15 protein-coding genes are annotated in these 16,661 nt (G+C 62.7%); 6 read left to right on the top strand and 9 right to left on the bottom strand.

What is annotated here, in order from left to right:
* Positions 1-49: 49 nt before the first annotated feature.
* Positions 50-1,069 (bottom strand): N-acetylmuramoyl-L-alanine amidase family protein, encoded by a 1,020-nt coding sequence (locus EOE18_RS14240; RefSeq protein ID WP_127710696.1) that lies wholly within the window; start codon positions 1,067-1,069, stop codon positions 50-52.
* A gap of 785 nt (positions 1,070-1,854) precedes the next feature.
* Here EOE18_RS14240 and EOE18_RS14235 point away from each other — a divergent pair.
* Entirely contained in the window at positions 1,855-4,617 is a 2,763-nt protein-coding gene (locus tag EOE18_RS14235; RefSeq protein ID WP_127710694.1) for an Rne/Rng family ribonuclease, read from the top strand.
* Between the two features lie 468 nt (positions 4,618-5,085).
* On the opposite strand, the gene EOE18_RS14230 is transcribed toward EOE18_RS14235, so the two are convergent.
* From EOE18_RS14230 to EOE18_RS14195, 8 genes are all read right to left on the bottom strand, one after another.
* Complete coding sequence (locus EOE18_RS14230; RefSeq protein WP_127710692.1) at positions 5,086-5,643, bottom strand: F0F1 ATP synthase subunit B family protein; 558 nt, start codon at positions 5,641-5,643, stop codon at positions 5,086-5,088.
* Positions 5,636-6,127 (bottom strand): F0F1 ATP synthase subunit B family protein, encoded by a 492-nt coding sequence (locus EOE18_RS14225; RefSeq protein WP_127710690.1) that lies wholly within the window; start codon positions 6,125-6,127, stop codon positions 5,636-5,638. The genes EOE18_RS14230 and EOE18_RS14225 overlap by 8 nt, the downstream gene beginning before the upstream one ends.
* A 181-nt stretch (positions 6,128-6,308) precedes the next feature.
* Entirely contained in the window at positions 6,309-6,536 is a 228-nt protein-coding gene (locus tag EOE18_RS14220) for a F0F1 ATP synthase subunit C (RefSeq protein WP_127710688.1), read from the bottom strand.
* A gap of 71 nt (positions 6,537-6,607) precedes the next feature.
* Entirely contained in the window at positions 6,608-7,393 is a 786-nt protein-coding gene (locus tag EOE18_RS14215) for a F0F1 ATP synthase subunit A (RefSeq protein WP_127710686.1), read from the bottom strand.
* A gap of 40 nt (positions 7,394-7,433) precedes the next feature.
* The gene (locus tag EOE18_RS14210) at positions 7,434-7,715 is read right to left on the bottom strand and encodes an AtpZ/AtpI family protein (protein ID WP_246027463.1); all 282 of its coding nucleotides are present in this window, start codon (positions 7,713-7,715) and stop codon (positions 7,434-7,436) included.
* A 386-nt stretch (positions 7,716-8,101) separates the two neighbouring features.
* Positions 8,102-8,509 (bottom strand): YdbL family probable chaperone protein, encoded by a 408-nt coding sequence (locus tag EOE18_RS14205; RefSeq protein ID WP_127710682.1) that lies wholly within the window; start codon positions 8,507-8,509, stop codon positions 8,102-8,104.
* Positions 8,509-8,739: a YnbE family lipoprotein gene (locus EOE18_RS14200; RefSeq protein ID WP_246027462.1), complete on the bottom strand. Its 231-nt coding sequence runs from the start codon at positions 8,737-8,739 to the stop codon at positions 8,509-8,511. Before EOE18_RS14200 ends, EOE18_RS14205 begins: the two co-directional genes overlap by 1 nt.
* Entirely contained in the window at positions 8,736-11,855 is a 3,120-nt protein-coding gene (locus tag EOE18_RS14195) for an intermembrane phospholipid transport YdbH family protein (protein WP_127710680.1), read from the bottom strand. Before EOE18_RS14195 ends, EOE18_RS14200 begins: the two co-directional genes overlap by 4 nt.
* 89 nt (positions 11,856-11,944) lie before the next feature.
* Between EOE18_RS14195 and radC the strand changes: the two genes are divergently transcribed.
* The 5 genes from radC to pyrF all read left to right on the top strand — a co-directional run bounded on the left by radC (position 11,945) and on the right by pyrF (position 16,660).
* A complete protein-coding gene (radC, locus tag EOE18_RS14190) occupies positions 11,945-12,757 on the top strand; it encodes a RadC family protein (protein WP_127710678.1) in 813 nt (270 codons plus the stop codon).
* Positions 12,758-13,049: 292 nt separating this feature from the next.
* A complete protein-coding gene (locus tag EOE18_RS14185) occupies positions 13,050-14,048 on the top strand; it encodes a division plane positioning ATPase MipZ (protein ID WP_246027461.1) in 999 nt (332 codons plus the stop codon).
* A 162-nt stretch (positions 14,049-14,210) separates the two neighbouring features.
* On the top strand, positions 14,211-15,524 hold the full coding sequence (gene purB, locus EOE18_RS14180; RefSeq protein ID WP_127710676.1) for an adenylosuccinate lyase: 1,314 nt from the start codon (positions 14,211-14,213) through the stop codon (positions 15,522-15,524).
* Between the two features lie 118 nt (positions 15,525-15,642).
* Complete coding sequence (locus tag EOE18_RS14175; protein ID WP_127710674.1) at positions 15,643-15,969, top strand: LapA family protein; 327 nt, start codon at positions 15,643-15,645, stop codon at positions 15,967-15,969.
* A 13-nt stretch (positions 15,970-15,982) separates the two neighbouring features.
* Positions 15,983-16,660, top strand: a complete 678-nt coding sequence (gene pyrF / locus EOE18_RS14170) for an orotidine-5'-phosphate decarboxylase (RefSeq protein ID WP_127710671.1) — start codon at positions 15,983-15,985, stop codon at positions 16,658-16,660.
* Position 16,661 lies beyond the last annotated feature (1 nt).

Here is a 16,661-nt window from a genome sequence, read left to right as displayed (position 1 = left end):
GGCGGCGGCGTGCTAGGCCAGAGGGATTGCATCGCGCGGCGCGGGCCAATCACATTCCAGCGGGCAAAACTTCGGCTGATCTTTCACGCACAAAGAACAAACGGATCGCCTGCGCGGTGGCCGAGGCAAATTCCTTGCGCCCCTGCGGCGAATGGAGGCGCTCGGCATCCGTGGGATTGGTGATATAGCCCGCCTCGAACAGCACCGAGGGCACATCGGGGGATTTGAGCACCACAAAGGCCGCCGACTGCACCGGATTGGCGCGGAAGGCGATGTGCCCCTCCCCTTCGCGCAGCACCAGTTTGACAAAATCATCGGCCAGTTCCGCCACATGGCGCTGCGCCAGATCGACCAGAATGGCCGAGACGCTGCTGCTGGTTTGCGCCAGAGGCACGCCATTGACCGTGTCGGCGCGGTTTTCGGCATTGGCCAAACGCTCCGCTTCTTCCGAAGAACCCCGTTGCGACAAAGTATAGATCGTCGCCCCGCTGGCCCCTTCCACCTCGGCGCTGTCGGCATGGATCGAGATGAACAGATCGGCCTTCATCCGCCGCGCAATGCCCGAACGCTCCTCCAGCAACAGATAGCGGTCGCTGCTGCGTGTCAGCGCCACCCGCACCCCGCCCTTGGCCAGCAATTGATCCCGCAAGGCCAAGGCAAGGGCCAGCGTCATATCCTTTTCAATATGGGTGCCGCCACCCGAGGCCGGACCATGCGCGCCCGGATCATGGCCGCCATGCCCCGCATCGATCACCACCAAAGGCCGCGTAGGATCGGCAGGCCCTTCGATCGATGGCAATCCGATCTGCACCGCATTGGCGGGCAATTCGATCCGCGCGGCATAGGAAGGCGGAAAGGTCGATTGCCCCATGGCCATATTCACCGCGACCACCGCACCCAGGGTCAGCAAAGGCGCAAAGGCCACCAATCCCAGCACCAGACCGCGCCGCCAACCCAGCACTGGCACCAATTCGCGCCCCTGCCCCTCAACATCCTGCGCAACGGCCTGAACCGGCCCCGCGCCATCGGGTAGCGCAATCGGACGGGCGGAATCGGAAGCAAAGGGCATGAAGGACAACCTGTTATTCTGCGTAACCATCCGTAGGCCGCCGTTGCGCGCCACGCAATGATTTAGGTCCGATAGGGCCAGCTTGACGCCGTAATGGATCAAAGACGACAGAAAATCCGCGCTGGCACATAAAATCACGCAATAATGCCGATGCCGCAATAAACTTGCCCATGGGGTTGATGGGTGCTAGCAAGCAAGAACCGGGGAAACCATGTCCCCGCGAGTTTTGCCGCCGGACAACGGAATGCCCCATGCGCAACAGACGCAAAGGCAGCCCCCAAAACCGGCTTCGGCGCCAGCATCGCCCGCGACAAGCGGGCATGTGGAGAAGCGGACGGAAAAACGCGCGGATAAAAAGGGATACAGGTCCGCAAACCGGCACACATTTGGCCCATACAACAAGGGCCGGATGCAACAGGTTGATGCAAGTATGATGAGCCGTAACCCGTTCCGTGATGCAGAGCCCCTTGGCGGGCCTGCGGCGTGGGCGGTGTTCGGGCCGATGGCAGCCATTTCGGCATCCACGCCACGGCCAGCGCTTAGTCAAATCAAGCGCCCCATCCGCTTTGCAGACACGCAAACAGCCGCCCACCTTGCGCAGAGCATGATCTCTGCGCATGGCCATGGCGGCGAAACGCCTTTCATCGCCTTGCAGGACAGGGATGGCCCTATGCCATGCCAAGCCACCGGCGATGCCCCCCAACAGTTCACGATATCAGGCGTCGCGCAGCGGGCCGATGGGCAAACAGCCCTTGGCAGCGCCGGACGCCTCCGGAGATTACACAATGTCAACGCGCATGCTGATCGATGCGCGCCACCGCGAAGAAACGCGCGTGGCGGTCCTCAAGGGCAACCGTATTGAGGAATTCGACTTTGATTCTGCCGATCACAAGCAGATCAAAGGCAATATTTATCTGGCCAAGGTCACGCGAGTAGAGCCCTCGCTGCAGGCCGCTTTTGTCGATTTCGGCGGCAACCGTCACGGTTTCCTCGCCTTTTCCGAAATCCACCCCGATTATTACCAGATCCCCAAGGAAGACCGCGAGGCCCTGCTGGCCGAAGAGGCCGCCCATGCGGAAGAAGAAGCCGCCCTGCGCGCCGTGGCCGAGGGTGAAGAAGACTTCATGGGCGATGACGAGCTGGGCGAAGGTCTGGCCGATGATTTCGCCGGTGGCAGCGTGGAAGATGCTGGCTCGCTGATCGAGGTGGACACGTCCGAAAAGGGCAGCGTGGCCACGATCGAGGCTGGCCATGTCGAAGAAGGCTTTGACGGCGACCATGAAGCCGAGGAAGCCGCCGAGGAAGCTGGCCACCAGCGCGGCCGCCGCCGCCGTCAGGGCCGCTCGGCAGGCCATGCCAAGGAAGCCGAAGAACTGCGCGCCAAGCGTATGGCTCTGCGCCGCCGTTACAAGATTCAGGACGTCATCCATCGCCGTCAGGTGCTGTTGGTGCAGGTGGTGAAGGAAGAGCGCGGCAACAAGGGCGCGGCTCTGACCACCTATCTGTCGCTGGCGGGCCGCTATTGCGTGCTGATGCCCAATTCCAGCCATGGCGGCGGCATCAGCCGCAAGATTTCCAGCGTGGCTGACCGCAAGCGTTTGAAGAGCATCATTGCCGAGATGGACCTGCCCAAGAGCATGGGCTGCATCGTGCGTACTGCCGGCCTTCAGCGCACCAAGACCGAAATCAAGCGCGACTTCGACTATCTGGCCCGCCTGTGGGACGATATTCGCGAAATCACCTTGAAGTCGGCCGCCCCTGCGCTGATCCATTCGGACAGCGATCTGATCAAGCGTGCCATCCGCGACATTTACAACCGCGAGATCGAGGAAGTGATTGTCGAGGGCGATGACGGCTATCGCGCCGCCCGCGATTTCATGAAGCTGTTGATGCCCAGCCATGCCCGCCGCGTGAAGCATTATGCCGATCCGGTGCCGCTGTTCCAGCGCTTTGGCGCGGAAGACCAGCTTTCGGCTATGTATGATCCGGTGGTGCAGCTGAAATCGGGTGGCTATATTGTCATCAACCCGACCGAAGCGCTGGTGTCGATCGACATTAACTCGGGCCGTTCGACCAAGGAGCATGGCATCGAGCAGACCGCTGTTGCCACTAACCTTGAAGCCGCGCGCGAAATCGCCCGCCAGTTGCGCCTGCGCGATATGGCTGGTCTGGTCGTGATCGACTTCATCGACATGGAATATGGCTCGAACGTCCGCAAGGTCGAGAAGGCCATGAAGGACGCGCTGAAGAACGATCGCGCGCGCATTCAGGTGGGTCGCATCTCTTCCTTCGGCCTGATGGAAATGAGCCGCCAGCGCCTGCGTACCGGTGTGCTGGAAGCCACCACGCGTTCCTGCCCGCATTGCGATGGTTCGGGTCTGGTCCGCACCGCCGGTTCGGCGGGCCTGTCGGCGCTGCGTCTGATCGAGGATGAAGCCGCCAAGGGCAAGGGCATCTACATCACGCTGTATGCCAGCCAGGAAGCGGCGGTCTATGTGCTGAACCACAAGCGTGGGGATCTGGCCGAGATCGAGCATCGCTATGGCGTGAACGTGGAAGTGATCCCCGAAGGCGAGAATGAAGGCGCGAAGATGCGCGTCATTTCCTCCGGTCCGCGCAACGAATTCGTGCCCCGTTTCGAACCGATCATCATCGAGGAAGATTTCGACGATCTGCCCGAGGAAGAGTTTGAAGACGAGGCCGAAGAAGCCGTCGAAGACGCCCGTAGCGAGCGCGGTGACAGCGAGGGCGAAGGCGATGATGTCAACCGTCGCAAGCGCCGCAAGCGCCGCCGTGGCCGTGGCCGTGACCGCCGCGAAGATGGCGTGAACGGTGAGGCAGGCGCCGAGGAAGAGACCTCCGACGAAGGTGAAGGCGAAGACGCCGAAGCCGGTGAAGCTAGCGAGGTCGCTGGCGACAATGGCGGTGAAGCTGCCGATAGCGAAACCCGCAAGCGCCGCCGCCGCAAGCGTCGTCGTGGTCGTGGCCGTGGCGAACAGGGCGAAGCACAGGGCAACGAAGAAGCCGGTGCCGAAGCTGAAGGCGAAGCTGCCGATGACGTGGTGGAAGCACCGGTCGAGGCTGTCGTAGAGGCTGCGCCTGCTCCTGTCGCGGAACCGGTTGTGGAAGCCGTAGCTGAAGCCGCAACCGAAGAAGGGCCCAAGCCCAAGGCCAAGCGCGCACCGCGTCGCAAGAAGGCGGAAGTCGTGGCTGTAGAAGCGGAGGCGGAAGCCGCGCCTGCTGAAGCGACCACCGAGGCAGCTCCTGCCAAACCCAAGCGCGTGCGCAAGAAGAAGGTGGACGCGGTGGCCGAAGAAGCAGCGGCCGTGGCGGTGGAGCCTGCCGCGGAAGCACCTGCCAAGCCCAAGCGCGTGCGCAAGAAGAAGGTGGAAGCCCCTGTCGCTGAAGCAGAAGCTGCGCCTGTCGTGGAAGCTGCGCCCAAGGCAGAAGCAGAGCCCGCTGTGGACGAACCCGCCCCCGCCCCGCGTCGTGGTTGGTGGCAGCGCACGACCACCGTGCTAGGTCTGGATGAAAGCAAGGAAGACTAAACTTTACCCTTTAGTCGCCTAAACAGGGGCCGGAGAGCATTACGCTTTCCGGCCCCTTTCCTTTGCACGCCTTGTGCAGGGCACAGGAGCGATCAACCTCTGTTGTGGAGTATCACGGCGATATAATCGTGAGCGCTGTTCTAGGCCCTCTGGACACCGATACCGATGCTGCTCTGAGGCCACTCCAGCGGGTTGCAGGCTGGCCGAGATGGCTGGGCGCGGGCAAATCTGAACGCTCGACGATTAGCTAGTGCTGGTCGCGGAGATCGCCTGCTGTGGTAATATCTCCGGAGCGCGGCGTCAGCACGTCTCTGTCGGACACTTAGTTAACCGCATCAAGCGCAATGCTGCGTAAGGGCATATGTTACGACAAAGCAGCGTTCAAGCCACGGGCGCCACCTGCACCCCAAACGCAAAAAGCCCCGCCAAGGCGGGGCTTTTCTATTTCGTGCCAAAGGGACTGAGGACTTAGAGAGCAGCGATAGCCGCATCCACCTGAGCCTTGTCGGCATCAGCGCCATAATTGCTGGCGATCAGTTGCTGGGCAGCGGCTGCGGCAGCAGAAGCAGCCTTTGCGCGCAGACCATCAACAGCGGCACGCTCAGCCGCTTCGATGGCTTCACCAGCTATCTTCTCGCGGCGAGCGATCATGGCGCTGGTATCGGCTTCGGCCTTGGCGATAATCGCGGCAGCTTCGGTCTGGGCATGAGCCACCAGCTGAGCGGCTTCCTGCTGGGCGCCTTCAATGCGCTTGGCATAGTCGGCGCGCAGCTGCTCGGCTTCACCGCGCAGGGCCTTGGCATCGTCCAGTGCCTTCTTGATCTCGGCGATCGAACCGTCGAGACCCTTGGCAGCCGTGGCCGGAACCTTCAGGAACAGCGCGACCAGGATCAGCACCGCCATCGAGGCAGCGACGATCTGGGCAGCCGACACGCCACCGAATGCCACCGGTTCGGCAGCCTCATGGCCACCATGTTCGGCAACAGCGCCAGCGGCCAGAATAGCCAGAGTTACGAGGTTAGCCATGGAGCACCTCCTTCACCGAAGCGCGGGCGGCATCGGCGTCGAGCGTCAGGCCGGCAAGGCTCTGGGCGATCAACACAGCCGCTTCGCTGGCGACGGTTTCAATTTCTTGCAAAGCGCTGGCGCTGGCGGCGGCCAGACGCGCATCGGCTTCTGCCATACGCGCATCCACCGCAGCGGCGGCTTCGCCCAAACGGGTTTCGCTTGCCAAGGTCGCATCATGCTTTGCAGCGGCGATCAGGGCATGCGCGTCGGCGCGCTGCTTGGCGGCCGTCTGCTTCCACGCTTCCTCGGCAGCTTCAGCGGCCGTGCGTGCAGCCTTGGCGGCGGCGAGGTCGTCGGCGATCTGCTTGTCACGGTTTGCCACGGTTGCCAGCACGCCGGGCACAAAGCCGCGACCGATGACAAAAAAGACAAAGCCGAAGAAGATCAGCGCCCAGAAGATCTGGGACGCATAGGTTGCGGATAGCTGCGCAATCTGAGGCATCGTAGGTTCCGGTTGCTGTGCGCCCCGACCCGAAGGCCGGAGGGCTTCACCGCTGCTGGAGGCACCAGAGCCATAGGCCAAGGCACCAAGCCGGGGTAAATTCATAAGGCGGAGGGGATCAGGCGCTATACGGTGGCATCAAACCACCAGCGACAGATCCCCCCGTCGCCAAAACTTCGTTTTAGGCAACGAAGATCAGGATCATCGCCACGACGAACGAGAGCAGACCCAGAAGTTCGGCGGCGGCGAAGCCGATGAACAGGCGGCCCTGCTGACCGTCGGCAGCGCCGGGGTTGCGCAGTGCGGATTCGAGGAACGAACCGAAGACGTTACCCACGCCGATGGCGGCAAGGCCAGCACCGATAGCAGCCAGACCAGCGCCGATCAGCTTTGCGGCAGTTGCGTCCATTTCCATAACTCCTCTTGAACGAAATTCGTTGGGTTGAAAGACTTGTATTGCAGTAAGAAACTTTGAAAAACTCAGTGCAGGTTCTCAGCGTCGTTGAGATACAGCGAGGTCAACAGAGCGAAAACATAAGCCTGAATACCAGCCACCAGAATTTCCAGTGCGCAAATGGCGATCATCAGCAGGAAGCTGGGCAGACCGACCACCGTGCCCCACAGGAAGCCCGAGTTGGTGCTGGCGATAACGAAGCTGGACAGAACCTCAAGCAGCACGTGACCTGCCATCATCGCCACGAACAAACGCAGGGCGAGCGAGAAAGGACGCACGAGGAACGAGATCAGCTCGATGAAGGGGATCAGCCACAGCAGCCAGCCCGGAGTGCCATGCGGCACGAACAGGCTGAAGAAGTGCAGGCCGTGACGCTTGAAGCCAACGATCAGCACGATGGCGAAAGACAGAACTGCCAGCACGCCGGTGACCGTGAAATGGCTGGTCGCGGTGAAGGGGTGAACGCCGACCAGACCCAGCGGCAGCAGACCCAGCACGTTGGCGAACAGGATGAAGCTGAACAGAGAGAAGATGTAAGGCACATACTTCTTGCCAGCAGGGCCGACATTGGCAGCCAGCAGATTGTCGATAAAGCCGGTCAGGCTTTCCACCGCCATCTGCCAACGGCCGGGAACCAGCTGCTTCTTCGAACCGCCAGCCACGAATACAAACAGGGCGACAGTGGTGATCAGCATCCACAGCGCCGAATTGGTAAAGGCGATATTATAGCCGCCAAGCGTCAAATGATCGGTGCCGAACAGCGGCTCGATCATGAACTGGTGCATCGGATCGACTTTGCCCTGCTCAGCCACGATAATGCCCTCTTGTCTATCTGCGCCCTTCGCCCCCGCCTTATTCAGGCTGGTCGGGACTCGGGGACGAAATCCGGATGATGTTCCTGAAAGCGACAATGGTGCCAAGCGCCATCACCACCAACAGACCCCAGGGGCGCGTTCCGGCAAATCGGTCAATGACCCAGCCAAAGAATGCGCCGCCGCCAATTCCGGCAATAAGTTCGGTCAGAACGCGATTGCCCAGCCGATAATTAGCATCAGCTTGAGCCCCCCCGTTCGGCGCCTTGCGGGCCTGCTCGCGTTCCTGCAACTCTTGAAGCCGCAGATCGATCGCTTGCATGCGCGCGTCCCTATCGCCGCAATCCTGCGCTTCTGGCCGATCGTCCATTCCCACCTCCTCGCGCCCGATTCCGCAGCCGGAATCTTTTGCGACAAGGCGTGCTTGAACAACGGCTGTCTGCCCAGGGCGCTTGCCCCTTAGGCGGGGGGTAACATCAAGTCAACCGGTCGCAAGGTCGCATCGCGCAGGCCAGAGCCAATCGGGGCGTTTTCCTATGGGTTCGTATGCGGGAAAATTGCCGCGCTGGGCAATATCGCTGCTTTTGCCGCAGCTTTCAGGAGCGCATCCGCGAATCACTCGGGCGCCGCCTTCGGCGCCCCGCCCACCCCCTGCACACCATCGGCAGGAGGCGGGAAAAGGCTTATTTCATCAGCCTATTGCGCCCTTCAAGCAGGGCAACGCGCATCACGGGTCGCCGCACCGTTACCGCGGATCAGCCACTGACCTTCGGGCGACTGATACTTCTCCCCCGGCAAAGTCTGCGCGATCAGCTGACAACCGATGGTGAAGGCATATTGTTCCAAAGTGGCATGCTGGCCCGGCGCCCGCTCGGCATAGACCGCTTTGCGGCGGATGTTGATGTCATCGACCATCCGCTTCAAATCCGGGGTAGGCGAACCCACGATACCCAGAAAGCCCGTGGGCATTTCCCCCACCTGCCCCGCAGCACGCGCGGCGGCATAGGCCGGATCACGCCCCTGCGCCATGGCGGGCGTGGCAACCAAGGGCAAAGCCAGCGCGGCGACCATCAGGCCAAAGCCCATATTCTTCACGCTTATCATGATCCGGCCCATCAGAAAATCCCCTGGTTGTTCTGGATCGTCTTGGCCGCATCGGGCGCCAGACGATAGGTAACATCCTGTGTAATCGCGATGTTGAGTTCGATCACGATCGGCTTGTCCGGCGCCTGCACCGTGATGCAGCCCGAAAGCGCCGAGGCCATCGCCCCCAACACCAGCCCTTGGCTAACCACTTTCAAGCCTCGAAACGACTTGGCGTGGATCATCTGGGTTAAAAGCATCATGGGCGGGACTCGCTTGCTGGAGGCTGAATGGTGGAAGAAGGCTTGGCCGCGGGCGATAATTTCACATCGCGCGGATCGCTGACATAGCTCGAATCATAAAGCGAGCGCAGCGAACCGATCAAAGCATAGAAAGGCGCGCGCAGATTGATGTTGAACTGCAGGGGCAACTTGGCGATCTGGCGCGTCAGGAAGTTGCGACTGGCCAGCTTGCCCTGCGACAGGCCTTTCATGCTGACCCGCGTCACCACTTCGCCCGCAATATCGCCATCCATCCCGATCCGCATTTCGGTAAAGCGCAGGGACTTCAACATGCGAAAGGCCATATTGGCCGCTGGCGACAGGTCACGATAGCTGAGCGCGCCGACATAGGAGACGCTGCCGCCCCCTGCACGCGATACCAGTTCACCGCCCACCACGCGCCCGCCATTATGGTCGAACACCAGAGGCAGGCGCCCGTCAAACGAGCCGGTCGCGGCTAGATTGCTCATATTCATCTGCTCGACGAATTTGGCGGCGTTGATGCCTGAAACCTGCAATTCGAATCGCCGTACCGCCACGCCGCCCAATTGCAGGCGTGCAGGGCTCATCACCATCTGCCCATCGAGGAAGGGCCAACGCGCGTCCTCCACCTCCAGCAAGGCGCCCGGATGCATGGTGAAACGCACCAGACCATCGGTGGCTTCGATACCGGGGTTGATCGAGGCAATCTTCAGCGTTTGATGCGGGGCGGTCACCAGCCCCAGCAGATCGATAAATTCGATCCTGCCTTCGACGCCTTTGACCGGACCTGCCAGACCGGCAAAGTCAAAGCCCTTGCTGCTTATGCTGCCATGGCTGGTCACGCGCCCGCCTGCCCAATCGATTCGGCCCTGCCCGTCCACCGTGCCGCGGGCATTGGCAATCGTGCCCTGCACCAAGGGGGAGAGCATATCGGGCTGGAAATTCTGGTCAAAGCGCAAGGAGGGGATCGTCAGATCAGCAAAGCCGCGCCCGCTGCCCAGATTATGCCCCAGCGCCACCTGCACCACCGGCCGGTCGCTTTTCGATTCGCGTAATTCGGCCTGCGCCGCCACCGCGCCATGGCGGAAAGTCAGCTTCGCCTCTCGCGCGACCAGCGGCGAGAAACGGGCCACCCGCTCCCGATCCGCCACAGTCAAGGCCAGACCGTCCAGCGTCAGCCCGCCATCGGCCCAGTGCCAAGCGCCGCCCGCCTGTTGCAAGGCCATCGGCACCACGCCCATCGTGGCATCCAGACCGCTAAACTGCCCCTGAGGCGCAGCACCCAGCGTAGCCGTCACCGCACCAAGCCGCATCTGCACCGCGCTGTCGCCAGCGCCCATGTTCAGCGCCAGCTTGCGCGCCGACATCTGCGCTCCGTTCCATTCCACCGGCCCGCTATCCAGCGTCAGGCGTTGATCGCCCATCCGCCCGCGCAGCGCCAGCTCCGGCAAGCGCAAGCCCAAACGGCCTCCGCGCCATACCGCCCCACCGCTGGGGCAGAAATCCACCGCGCCCGCATCCAGCGCCAATTCACCGGCCTTCAGTCCGCCAAACTCGGCCCTGCTGCATCGGGTCCATAGCGACAGGCCGCTGCCGTCAAGTGAACCGTTCAGCGGCAGGCGCAGATCGGCCACCTGCACGCCCTCGGCCAAGCCGCCCGTGGCGATCACCTCGCCCTGCCATGCCAGCCCTTGCGTGCCCTTGCGGATCACCACCAGTTCGGGCAGCGCCAGCCTTGCCCCCTGTACGGCATAATCGGCCATGGACAAGCGCAAGGCCTGCCCGTCGCCCTCGATCCTGGCGGCGATGCGCGGCAGGCCCGGAGTCGCACTGGTCAGACTGCCCGACAGGCGCATATGCCCGCCCTGCGCCACTAAAGTCAGCCGCTTGGCCTCCAGCAAAGGATAAAGGCTGGTCCCGCGCAGCATCATTTCGGGCACCACCGCGCTCATCCGCCCCTGCCCCGCATGCAGGACGAAACGCCCCTTCAACTGGCTTGTGGCAGTCTCGCGTTGCAGATTACGGCTCAAGCTGGCCAGCAAAGGCGCGGCCAAGGTGCCCTGCGCCGCCGCGCCTGCACGGGCCAAAGCCGCCATACTGGCCTTGTCGGGCGCCAGAGCCTGCCCCGAAATCTCGCCCTCGCCATCCATGCGGAAATTGTCGAGGCCCAAACGGAGGTGACCGGCAAGGCCAAAGCGCTGCGCCGTCAAACCGGCCGCCTGCGCATGCACAGCCGCCAGATCCCACACCGCATTCACCGCGCCCTGACCGTAGGCCAGTTTGAGCGGGCCGCTGATCGCCGCCGCCGAGGCTCCGCGATAGCGCAAAACACCGCCCGCCAGCGCCAGATCCGCCCCGCCGCTATCCAGCGTCGAGGCTAGCCGCGCCTTCACCGCCACCAATCCACCGGCCAGATGCATGTCCTTGCCACAGGCCAGCGAACCCAGATGCAGCGGCCCATCCAGCATGGGCGCCCCATTGGATGTCGTAATCCGGCCCGTCAGCGAGGCCTGCGTCGAACAGGCACCAGCCTGGATATGCGGCGCCGACACCGCCACAATCCCTGAAAACCCGTCGCTCAACCGCCCGCGCCCTGCCAACGCAACGCCGACCGGCCCTGTCGGCCCCGCAAAGGACAGCCGCGCATCGTTCAGACGCAAATCCACGTCCGGCAGTCGCGCCGGTTGATCGGAGGGCGCATAGATCAATTTGTCCAGCGCGCCGAAACTGGCCCGCCCCTGCACCCAGCGCGCCAGCACGCGCGCGCCATCCACCCGCACCGCCGTCATGCCCGGCAAGCCCCCCGCCCAGCCAAGCAAGACCTCGACCCGCCTTGCGCTGGCGTCGGGACGCGCCGGATCACCAATCACCACATCGGCCAGCACCACATGTGATGAATCCAGTTCGACGATGCGATAACGCGCGGGCAGATGCAGGCTATAGGCCTGCGCCGTAATCATCCGGTCGGCAATGGATACACGCTGGCTCCAACCCAGCCCCAGACCAAGGGCCAGCAAACCCGCCCCTATCGCCAATCCGTGGCGCGCGCGCAGGCGGAAATTTGGCCGCCCGCCATCCTGCTCATTTGCCTCGATGTGTCGCTCAGCTTCGGCCATGGCTTCCTCTTGCGCATGCGCGCGGAAGAAGGCAAGTTAATCCGCAATAATCCGCAGGGAGACAACCCTGCCTGCAAGGGAGAAAGCCTATGAGCAAACCACCCTTCACCTATCGGGGAGAGCGTCGGTCAACGTCGGCCAACCGCCTGCGCGAGGCCCATGGCGGCCATTTGCTCGGCGCGCTCGACCCTGCCAGCGATGCCTTGGTGCAGGACCAACTCAAAGTGTTAGCCCATGATCCCACCGGCCATCGCGCAAGACTGCGCCAGCGATTGCTGCAGGGCGGAGCAGAGGCTTTGGGCGATCACGAGATACTCGAATATCTGCTCACCACCGCGATACCCCGCCGCGATACCAAACCTCTGACCCGCTCGCTGCTCGCCCGCTTCGGCTCTCTGGCCGGTGTCTTTCACGCCGATGCCGCCGCCTTGGTGCAGCACCCCGGAATGGGCGAAACCAGCGCCGCGGCCATCCGCATCGTCGCGCTGGCCGCCAGCCGTTTTGCCCGCACCCAGGCCAGCAGCGCGTCACTGCTCAACAGTTGGTCTGCTTTGCTCGAATATCTGACCATCGACATGGCGCATCTGACCAAGGAGCGGGTGCGGGTGCTCTATCTCGACACCAAAAACCGGTTGATCCATGACGAACATGTCGGCGATGGCAGTCTGGACGAAGCCGCCATTCACCCGCGCGAGGTGATCCGCCACGCGCTGGATCTGGGCGCGGCCTCGCTCATTCTGGTCCATAACCACCCGTCAGGCTCCCCCGAACCCAGCCGCGCCGACATCCAGATCACCCAGCGCATCGCCGAGGCCGGACGCCTGTTGGGCATCGGGGTGCATGACCATGTGATCATCGGCCGCGAGGGGCATGTTTCACTCCGCGCCCGGGGCTTGCTGTAGGCCAACCCCCAATGCTGCGCCAAAATGATACGTTTCGGCGCAAAATACGTGATTCGAACTGATGCCTTTCCCTGAAAACGGAGTAACTTGTTCCAAAATCGAGCGAGTCGCGGCGAGTATGGTGCAACCACAATGCAACATACCGCCTCTATCGGGCGGTTTCCAAGCTGGGGGTCGGCTTAAGATACGCTTCTGAAAGGGAATTTGCAGGCCGACTATCGGCGCGCAAACCCATGATGGCGCGACGGGCGGCAGGCAACCTTGCATCACGGTCGTATAAAAGGGTCTGCACGTGTTCAAGCGATTTGCCACTGCCACTGCCAGCCGCCTCTGGAAACCGCGTGAAGCGGATAACCGCTTTACCGACACTTTGACCAAAAACAGCCCGCCGCGCATGGCCATCACGCCCAAGGCCGACACGCCCCGCCGCGATGTCGCCAATGAGGGCGAGCATCCGCTGGTGGTGGTGCATGACATTATCGGCCGCAGCCGCCCCAAGGCCCGCATCATCGCGGTGGCCAATGAAAAAGGCGGCGTAGGCAAATCGACACTCGCCTTTCACACCGCGATTGCGCTGTGCGATGCCGGTTACAAGGTGGCCGTGCTCGATCTTGACCCGCGCCAGCAATCGGTCGCCCGCACGCTGGCCTTCCGCGAAGCCACGGCCAAGCGCCTCTCGATCAACCTGCCCAGCCCCACCCATACCGTATTTCGGCACAGTTCGGGCGCGATGCTGTGTCAGGAACTGGTGCGGATTGGCTGGCAGGCCGATTACATCCTGCTCGATGTGGCAGGATCGGATTCGCCGCTGGCCCGCCGCGCTATCGCTCTGGCGGATACTTTGCTGACGCCGATCAATGCCTCCTTTGTCGATCTGGACCTGCTGGGCCGGTTCAACCCGACCACGCATGAATTGCTGGGACCGGCCTTCTTTGCCCGCATGGTCAATGAAATCCGCGACGAAAAAGTGCGGCGCGGCATGAATGGCACCGACTGGATTGTGGTGCCCAACCGCCTGCGCGGCGGCGCAGCCAAAGGTCCCAGCGTCAACCAGCAGCGTTTCGACGCGGCACTGGCCCATCTGGCACCCGTGGCCGGTTTCCGCATCGGGCGCGGGATGAGCGAGCGCGTGGCCTATCGCGAATTGTTCCTGCTGGGCCTGACCCATCTGGATTTGCCCCGCGTGCCGCAACTGGCCGATATGAACAGCGCCGCGCCGCAAGAGATCGCCAACCTGCTGGAAGATCTGGCGCTGTTGCCGGTGCAGGAGAAAATCGCGGTTCCCGCCTGACGGCCTAAAACCGGCCTGAAGCGGGCATGAAGCGCCGCTTTAGGCCAAGCCGCCTCTTGCCTTTCGCCCCCACTCCGCCTAGCGCCCGCGGCAGATTTGACGCGCAGGGCGCAATATCCGCTGCATAGCGAGCCCCTTGCGCCCCCTACTGCGGAGGAAAGCATGGTACCTCGTTACGCCCGCCCGGCAATGACCGCCATTTGGGAACCGGAAGCCCGTTACAAGATCTGGTTCGAGATCGAGGCCCATGCCACACAGAAGCTGGGTGAACTGGGCGTCGTACCCATGTCGGGCGCCAAGGCTTTGTGGGATTGGTGGGCGACCAAGCCCAGCATCGATGTCGCCGCGATTGACGCGATCGAAGCGGTGACCAAGCATGACGTGATCGCCTTCCTTGACTGGGTGGCCCAGCAGGTTGGCCCCGAAGCCCGCTTCATGCATCAGGGCATGACCAGCTCGGACGTGCTGGACACCACCCTGTCGGTCCAGCTGGCCAAGGCTGCCGACATCCTGCTCGAAGACCTCGACGCGCTGCTGGCCGCCATCAAGCGCCGCGCGTTTGAACACAAATATACGCCCACCATCGGCCGCAGCCATGGCATCCATGCCGAACCCACCACTTTCGGCAAGAAGCTGGCCGAGGCCTATGCCGAATTCAGCCGCAACAAGGCGCGCCTGCAATTCGCCCGCGCAGAAATCGCCACTTGCGCCATTTCGGGCGCGGTGGGCACCTTTGCCAATATCGACCCCAGCGTGGAAGAATATGTGGCAGAGCAGATGGGCCTGTCGGTGGAACCTGTCTCGACGCAGGTGATCCCGCGCGACCGTCACGCTTTCTTCTTCGCCACCCTGGGCGTGATCGCCTCCTCGATCGAGCGTCTGGCCACCGAAATCCGCCACCTGCAGCGCACCGAAGTGCTCGAAGCGGAAGAATATTTCTCGCCCGGCCAAAAGGGTTCGAGCGCGATGCCGCATAAGCGCAACCCCGTGCTGACCGAAAACCTGACTGGCCTTGCCCGCGTGGTGCGTTCGGCGGTGACGCCTGCGCTGGAAAACGTGGCCCTGTGGCACGAGCGCGATATCTCGCATAGCTCGGTCGAACGCTACATCGGCCCCGATGCCACGATCACGCTGGACTTTGCACTCGCCCGCCTGACCGGCGTGGTGGACAAGCTGGTGATCTATCCCGAGCGCATGCAGAAGAACCTCGACCGCATGGGCGGTCTGGTCCATTCGCAGCGCGTGTTGCTGGCGCTGACGCAGGCCGGTCTGGAGCGTGACGCCTCCTACCGTCTGGTGCAGCGCAATGCGATGAAAGTGTGGGAATCGGACGGCCAGCTGTCCTTGCTGGAACTGCTGAAAGCCGACCCCGAAGTGGCCGCAGCCCTGACCACCGAACAGCTCGAAGAACGCTTCAACCTTGATTATCATTTCAAGGCGGTGGACGTGATTTTTGACCGCGTGTTCGGCGCTTAATTCCGATCATCGGGGCGCGTGAGGCCTGTCCTTGCGCGCCCTCTTCCCTTCGCCGCCATTCCCGCCTAGTCTTGACCACAATGTCTGTGCGAAAGCGGCAAAACGAGAAGGGTTAGCCATGCAAATCCTGCGCAATGCGCTCTGGCTGTTGATCGCCATGCTGGCCACCGCCTTTGTGGCTATCAACTGGCACAAGGCACCGCTGAACCTGTGGCCACTGGAATCGGGCTATCTCCATGTGGAATGGCCGGTGGGCATTGTGGCGCTGGTGTTCTATCTGCTGGGTGCGCTGCCCACGGCCTTGCTTAACAAGGCGCGGCGCTGGCGGCTGAAACGGCGGATTGCCATGCTGGAAAACAATATTCAGGCGCTTACCCCCACGCCTCCACTGGCAACATCGACCCAGTTGGAAGCGGCCAAAGCTGCCGATCCCGTCCATTCCTGAAGCGAGTTATCCCATGAACCACAACCCCGTCTATCTCGCCCTTGACCTGCCCCGTCTGGATGCCGCCCAAGCGCTGGCCCAGAAGGTGAAGGACCATGTGGGCGGGTTGAAACTGGGGCTGGAATTCTTTCTCGCCCATGGCCACCATGGCGTGCATGAAATCGCCAAGGTGGGCTTGCCGATCTTCCTTGACCTGAAACTGCACGATATTCCCAACACGGTGGCCGGCGCGATGCAGGCCATCCATGTGCTGGAACCGGCGATTGTCACCATCCATGCCAGCGGCGGCCGCGCCATGATGGAAGATGCCAAGGCAGCGGCGGGCGAGCATACCAAGGTGGTGGCGGTCACCGTGCTGACCAGTCTTGACGATGATGATCTGGCCAGCGTGGGCGTCAAGGCCCGCGCCGAGGAACAGGCTTTGCGCCTGGCCGAATTGGCCCATAGCGCGGGTCTGGATGGCATTGTCTGTTCGGGCCATGAAGTGGGCGCGATCAAGCGCCAGTGGAAGGACGGGTTCTTTGTTGTGCCCGGCCTGCGCCCTGCCGATGCCACTTTGGGCGACCAGAAGCGCGCCGTAACCCCGCGCGCCGCGCGCGATGCCGGTGCCAGCGTGCTGGTGATCGGCCGCCCGATCAGCCGCGCCGAGGACCCCGCTGCCGCCGCCCGCGCGATCGAGGCCACACTGTAAG

It is taken from the genome of Novosphingobium umbonatum (assembly GCF_004005905.1).
Classification (GTDB): domain Bacteria; phylum Pseudomonadota; class Alphaproteobacteria; order Sphingomonadales; family Sphingomonadaceae; genus Novosphingobium; species Novosphingobium umbonatum.
Note: the sequence above shows the minus strand (reverse complement) of the source record. Positions and strands in the feature narration are given on the sequence as shown.

Excerpts from the sequence above, each read along its gene's own strand:
- EOE18_RS14220 (WP_127710688.1), bottom strand. The coding sequence starts at position 6,536 with ATGGACGCAACTGCCGCAAAGCTGATCGGCGCTGGTCTGGCTGCTATC.
- radC (WP_127710678.1), top strand. The coding sequence starts at position 11,945 with ATGAGCAAACCACCCTTCACCTATCGGGGAGAGCGTCGGTCAACGTCG.
- EOE18_RS14175 (WP_127710674.1), top strand. The coding sequence starts at position 15,643 with ATGCAAATCCTGCGCAATGCGCTCTGGCTGTTGATCGCCATGCTGGCC.
- EOE18_RS14210 (WP_246027463.1), bottom strand. The coding sequence starts at position 7,715 with ATGCAAGCGATCGATCTGCGGCTTCAAGAGTTGCAGGAACGCGAGCAG.
- EOE18_RS14230 (WP_127710692.1), bottom strand. The coding sequence starts at position 5,643 with ATGGCTAACCTCGTAACTCTGGCTATTCTGGCCGCTGGCGCTGTTGCC.
- purB (WP_127710676.1), top strand. The coding sequence starts at position 14,211 with ATGGTACCTCGTTACGCCCGCCCGGCAATGACCGCCATTTGGGAACCG.
- EOE18_RS14225 (WP_127710690.1), bottom strand. The coding sequence starts at position 6,127 with ATGCCTCAGATTGCGCAGCTATCCGCAACCTATGCGTCCCAGATCTTC.
- EOE18_RS14200 (WP_246027462.1), bottom strand. The coding sequence starts at position 8,739 with ATGATGCTTTTAACCCAGATGATCCACGCCAAGTCGTTTCGAGGCTTG.
- pyrF (WP_127710671.1), top strand. The coding sequence starts at position 15,983 with ATGAACCACAACCCCGTCTATCTCGCCCTTGACCTGCCCCGTCTGGAT.
- EOE18_RS14235 (WP_127710694.1), top strand. The coding sequence starts at position 1,855 with ATGTCAACGCGCATGCTGATCGATGCGCGCCACCGCGAAGAAACGCGC.
- EOE18_RS14240 (WP_127710696.1), bottom strand. The coding sequence starts at position 1,069 with ATGCCCTTTGCTTCCGATTCCGCCCGTCCGATTGCGCTACCCGATGGC.
- EOE18_RS14205 (WP_127710682.1), bottom strand. The coding sequence starts at position 8,509 with ATGGGCCGGATCATGATAAGCGTGAAGAATATGGGCTTTGGCCTGATG.
- EOE18_RS14195 (WP_127710680.1), bottom strand. The coding sequence starts at position 11,855 with ATGGCCGAAGCTGAGCGACACATCGAGGCAAATGAGCAGGATGGCGGG.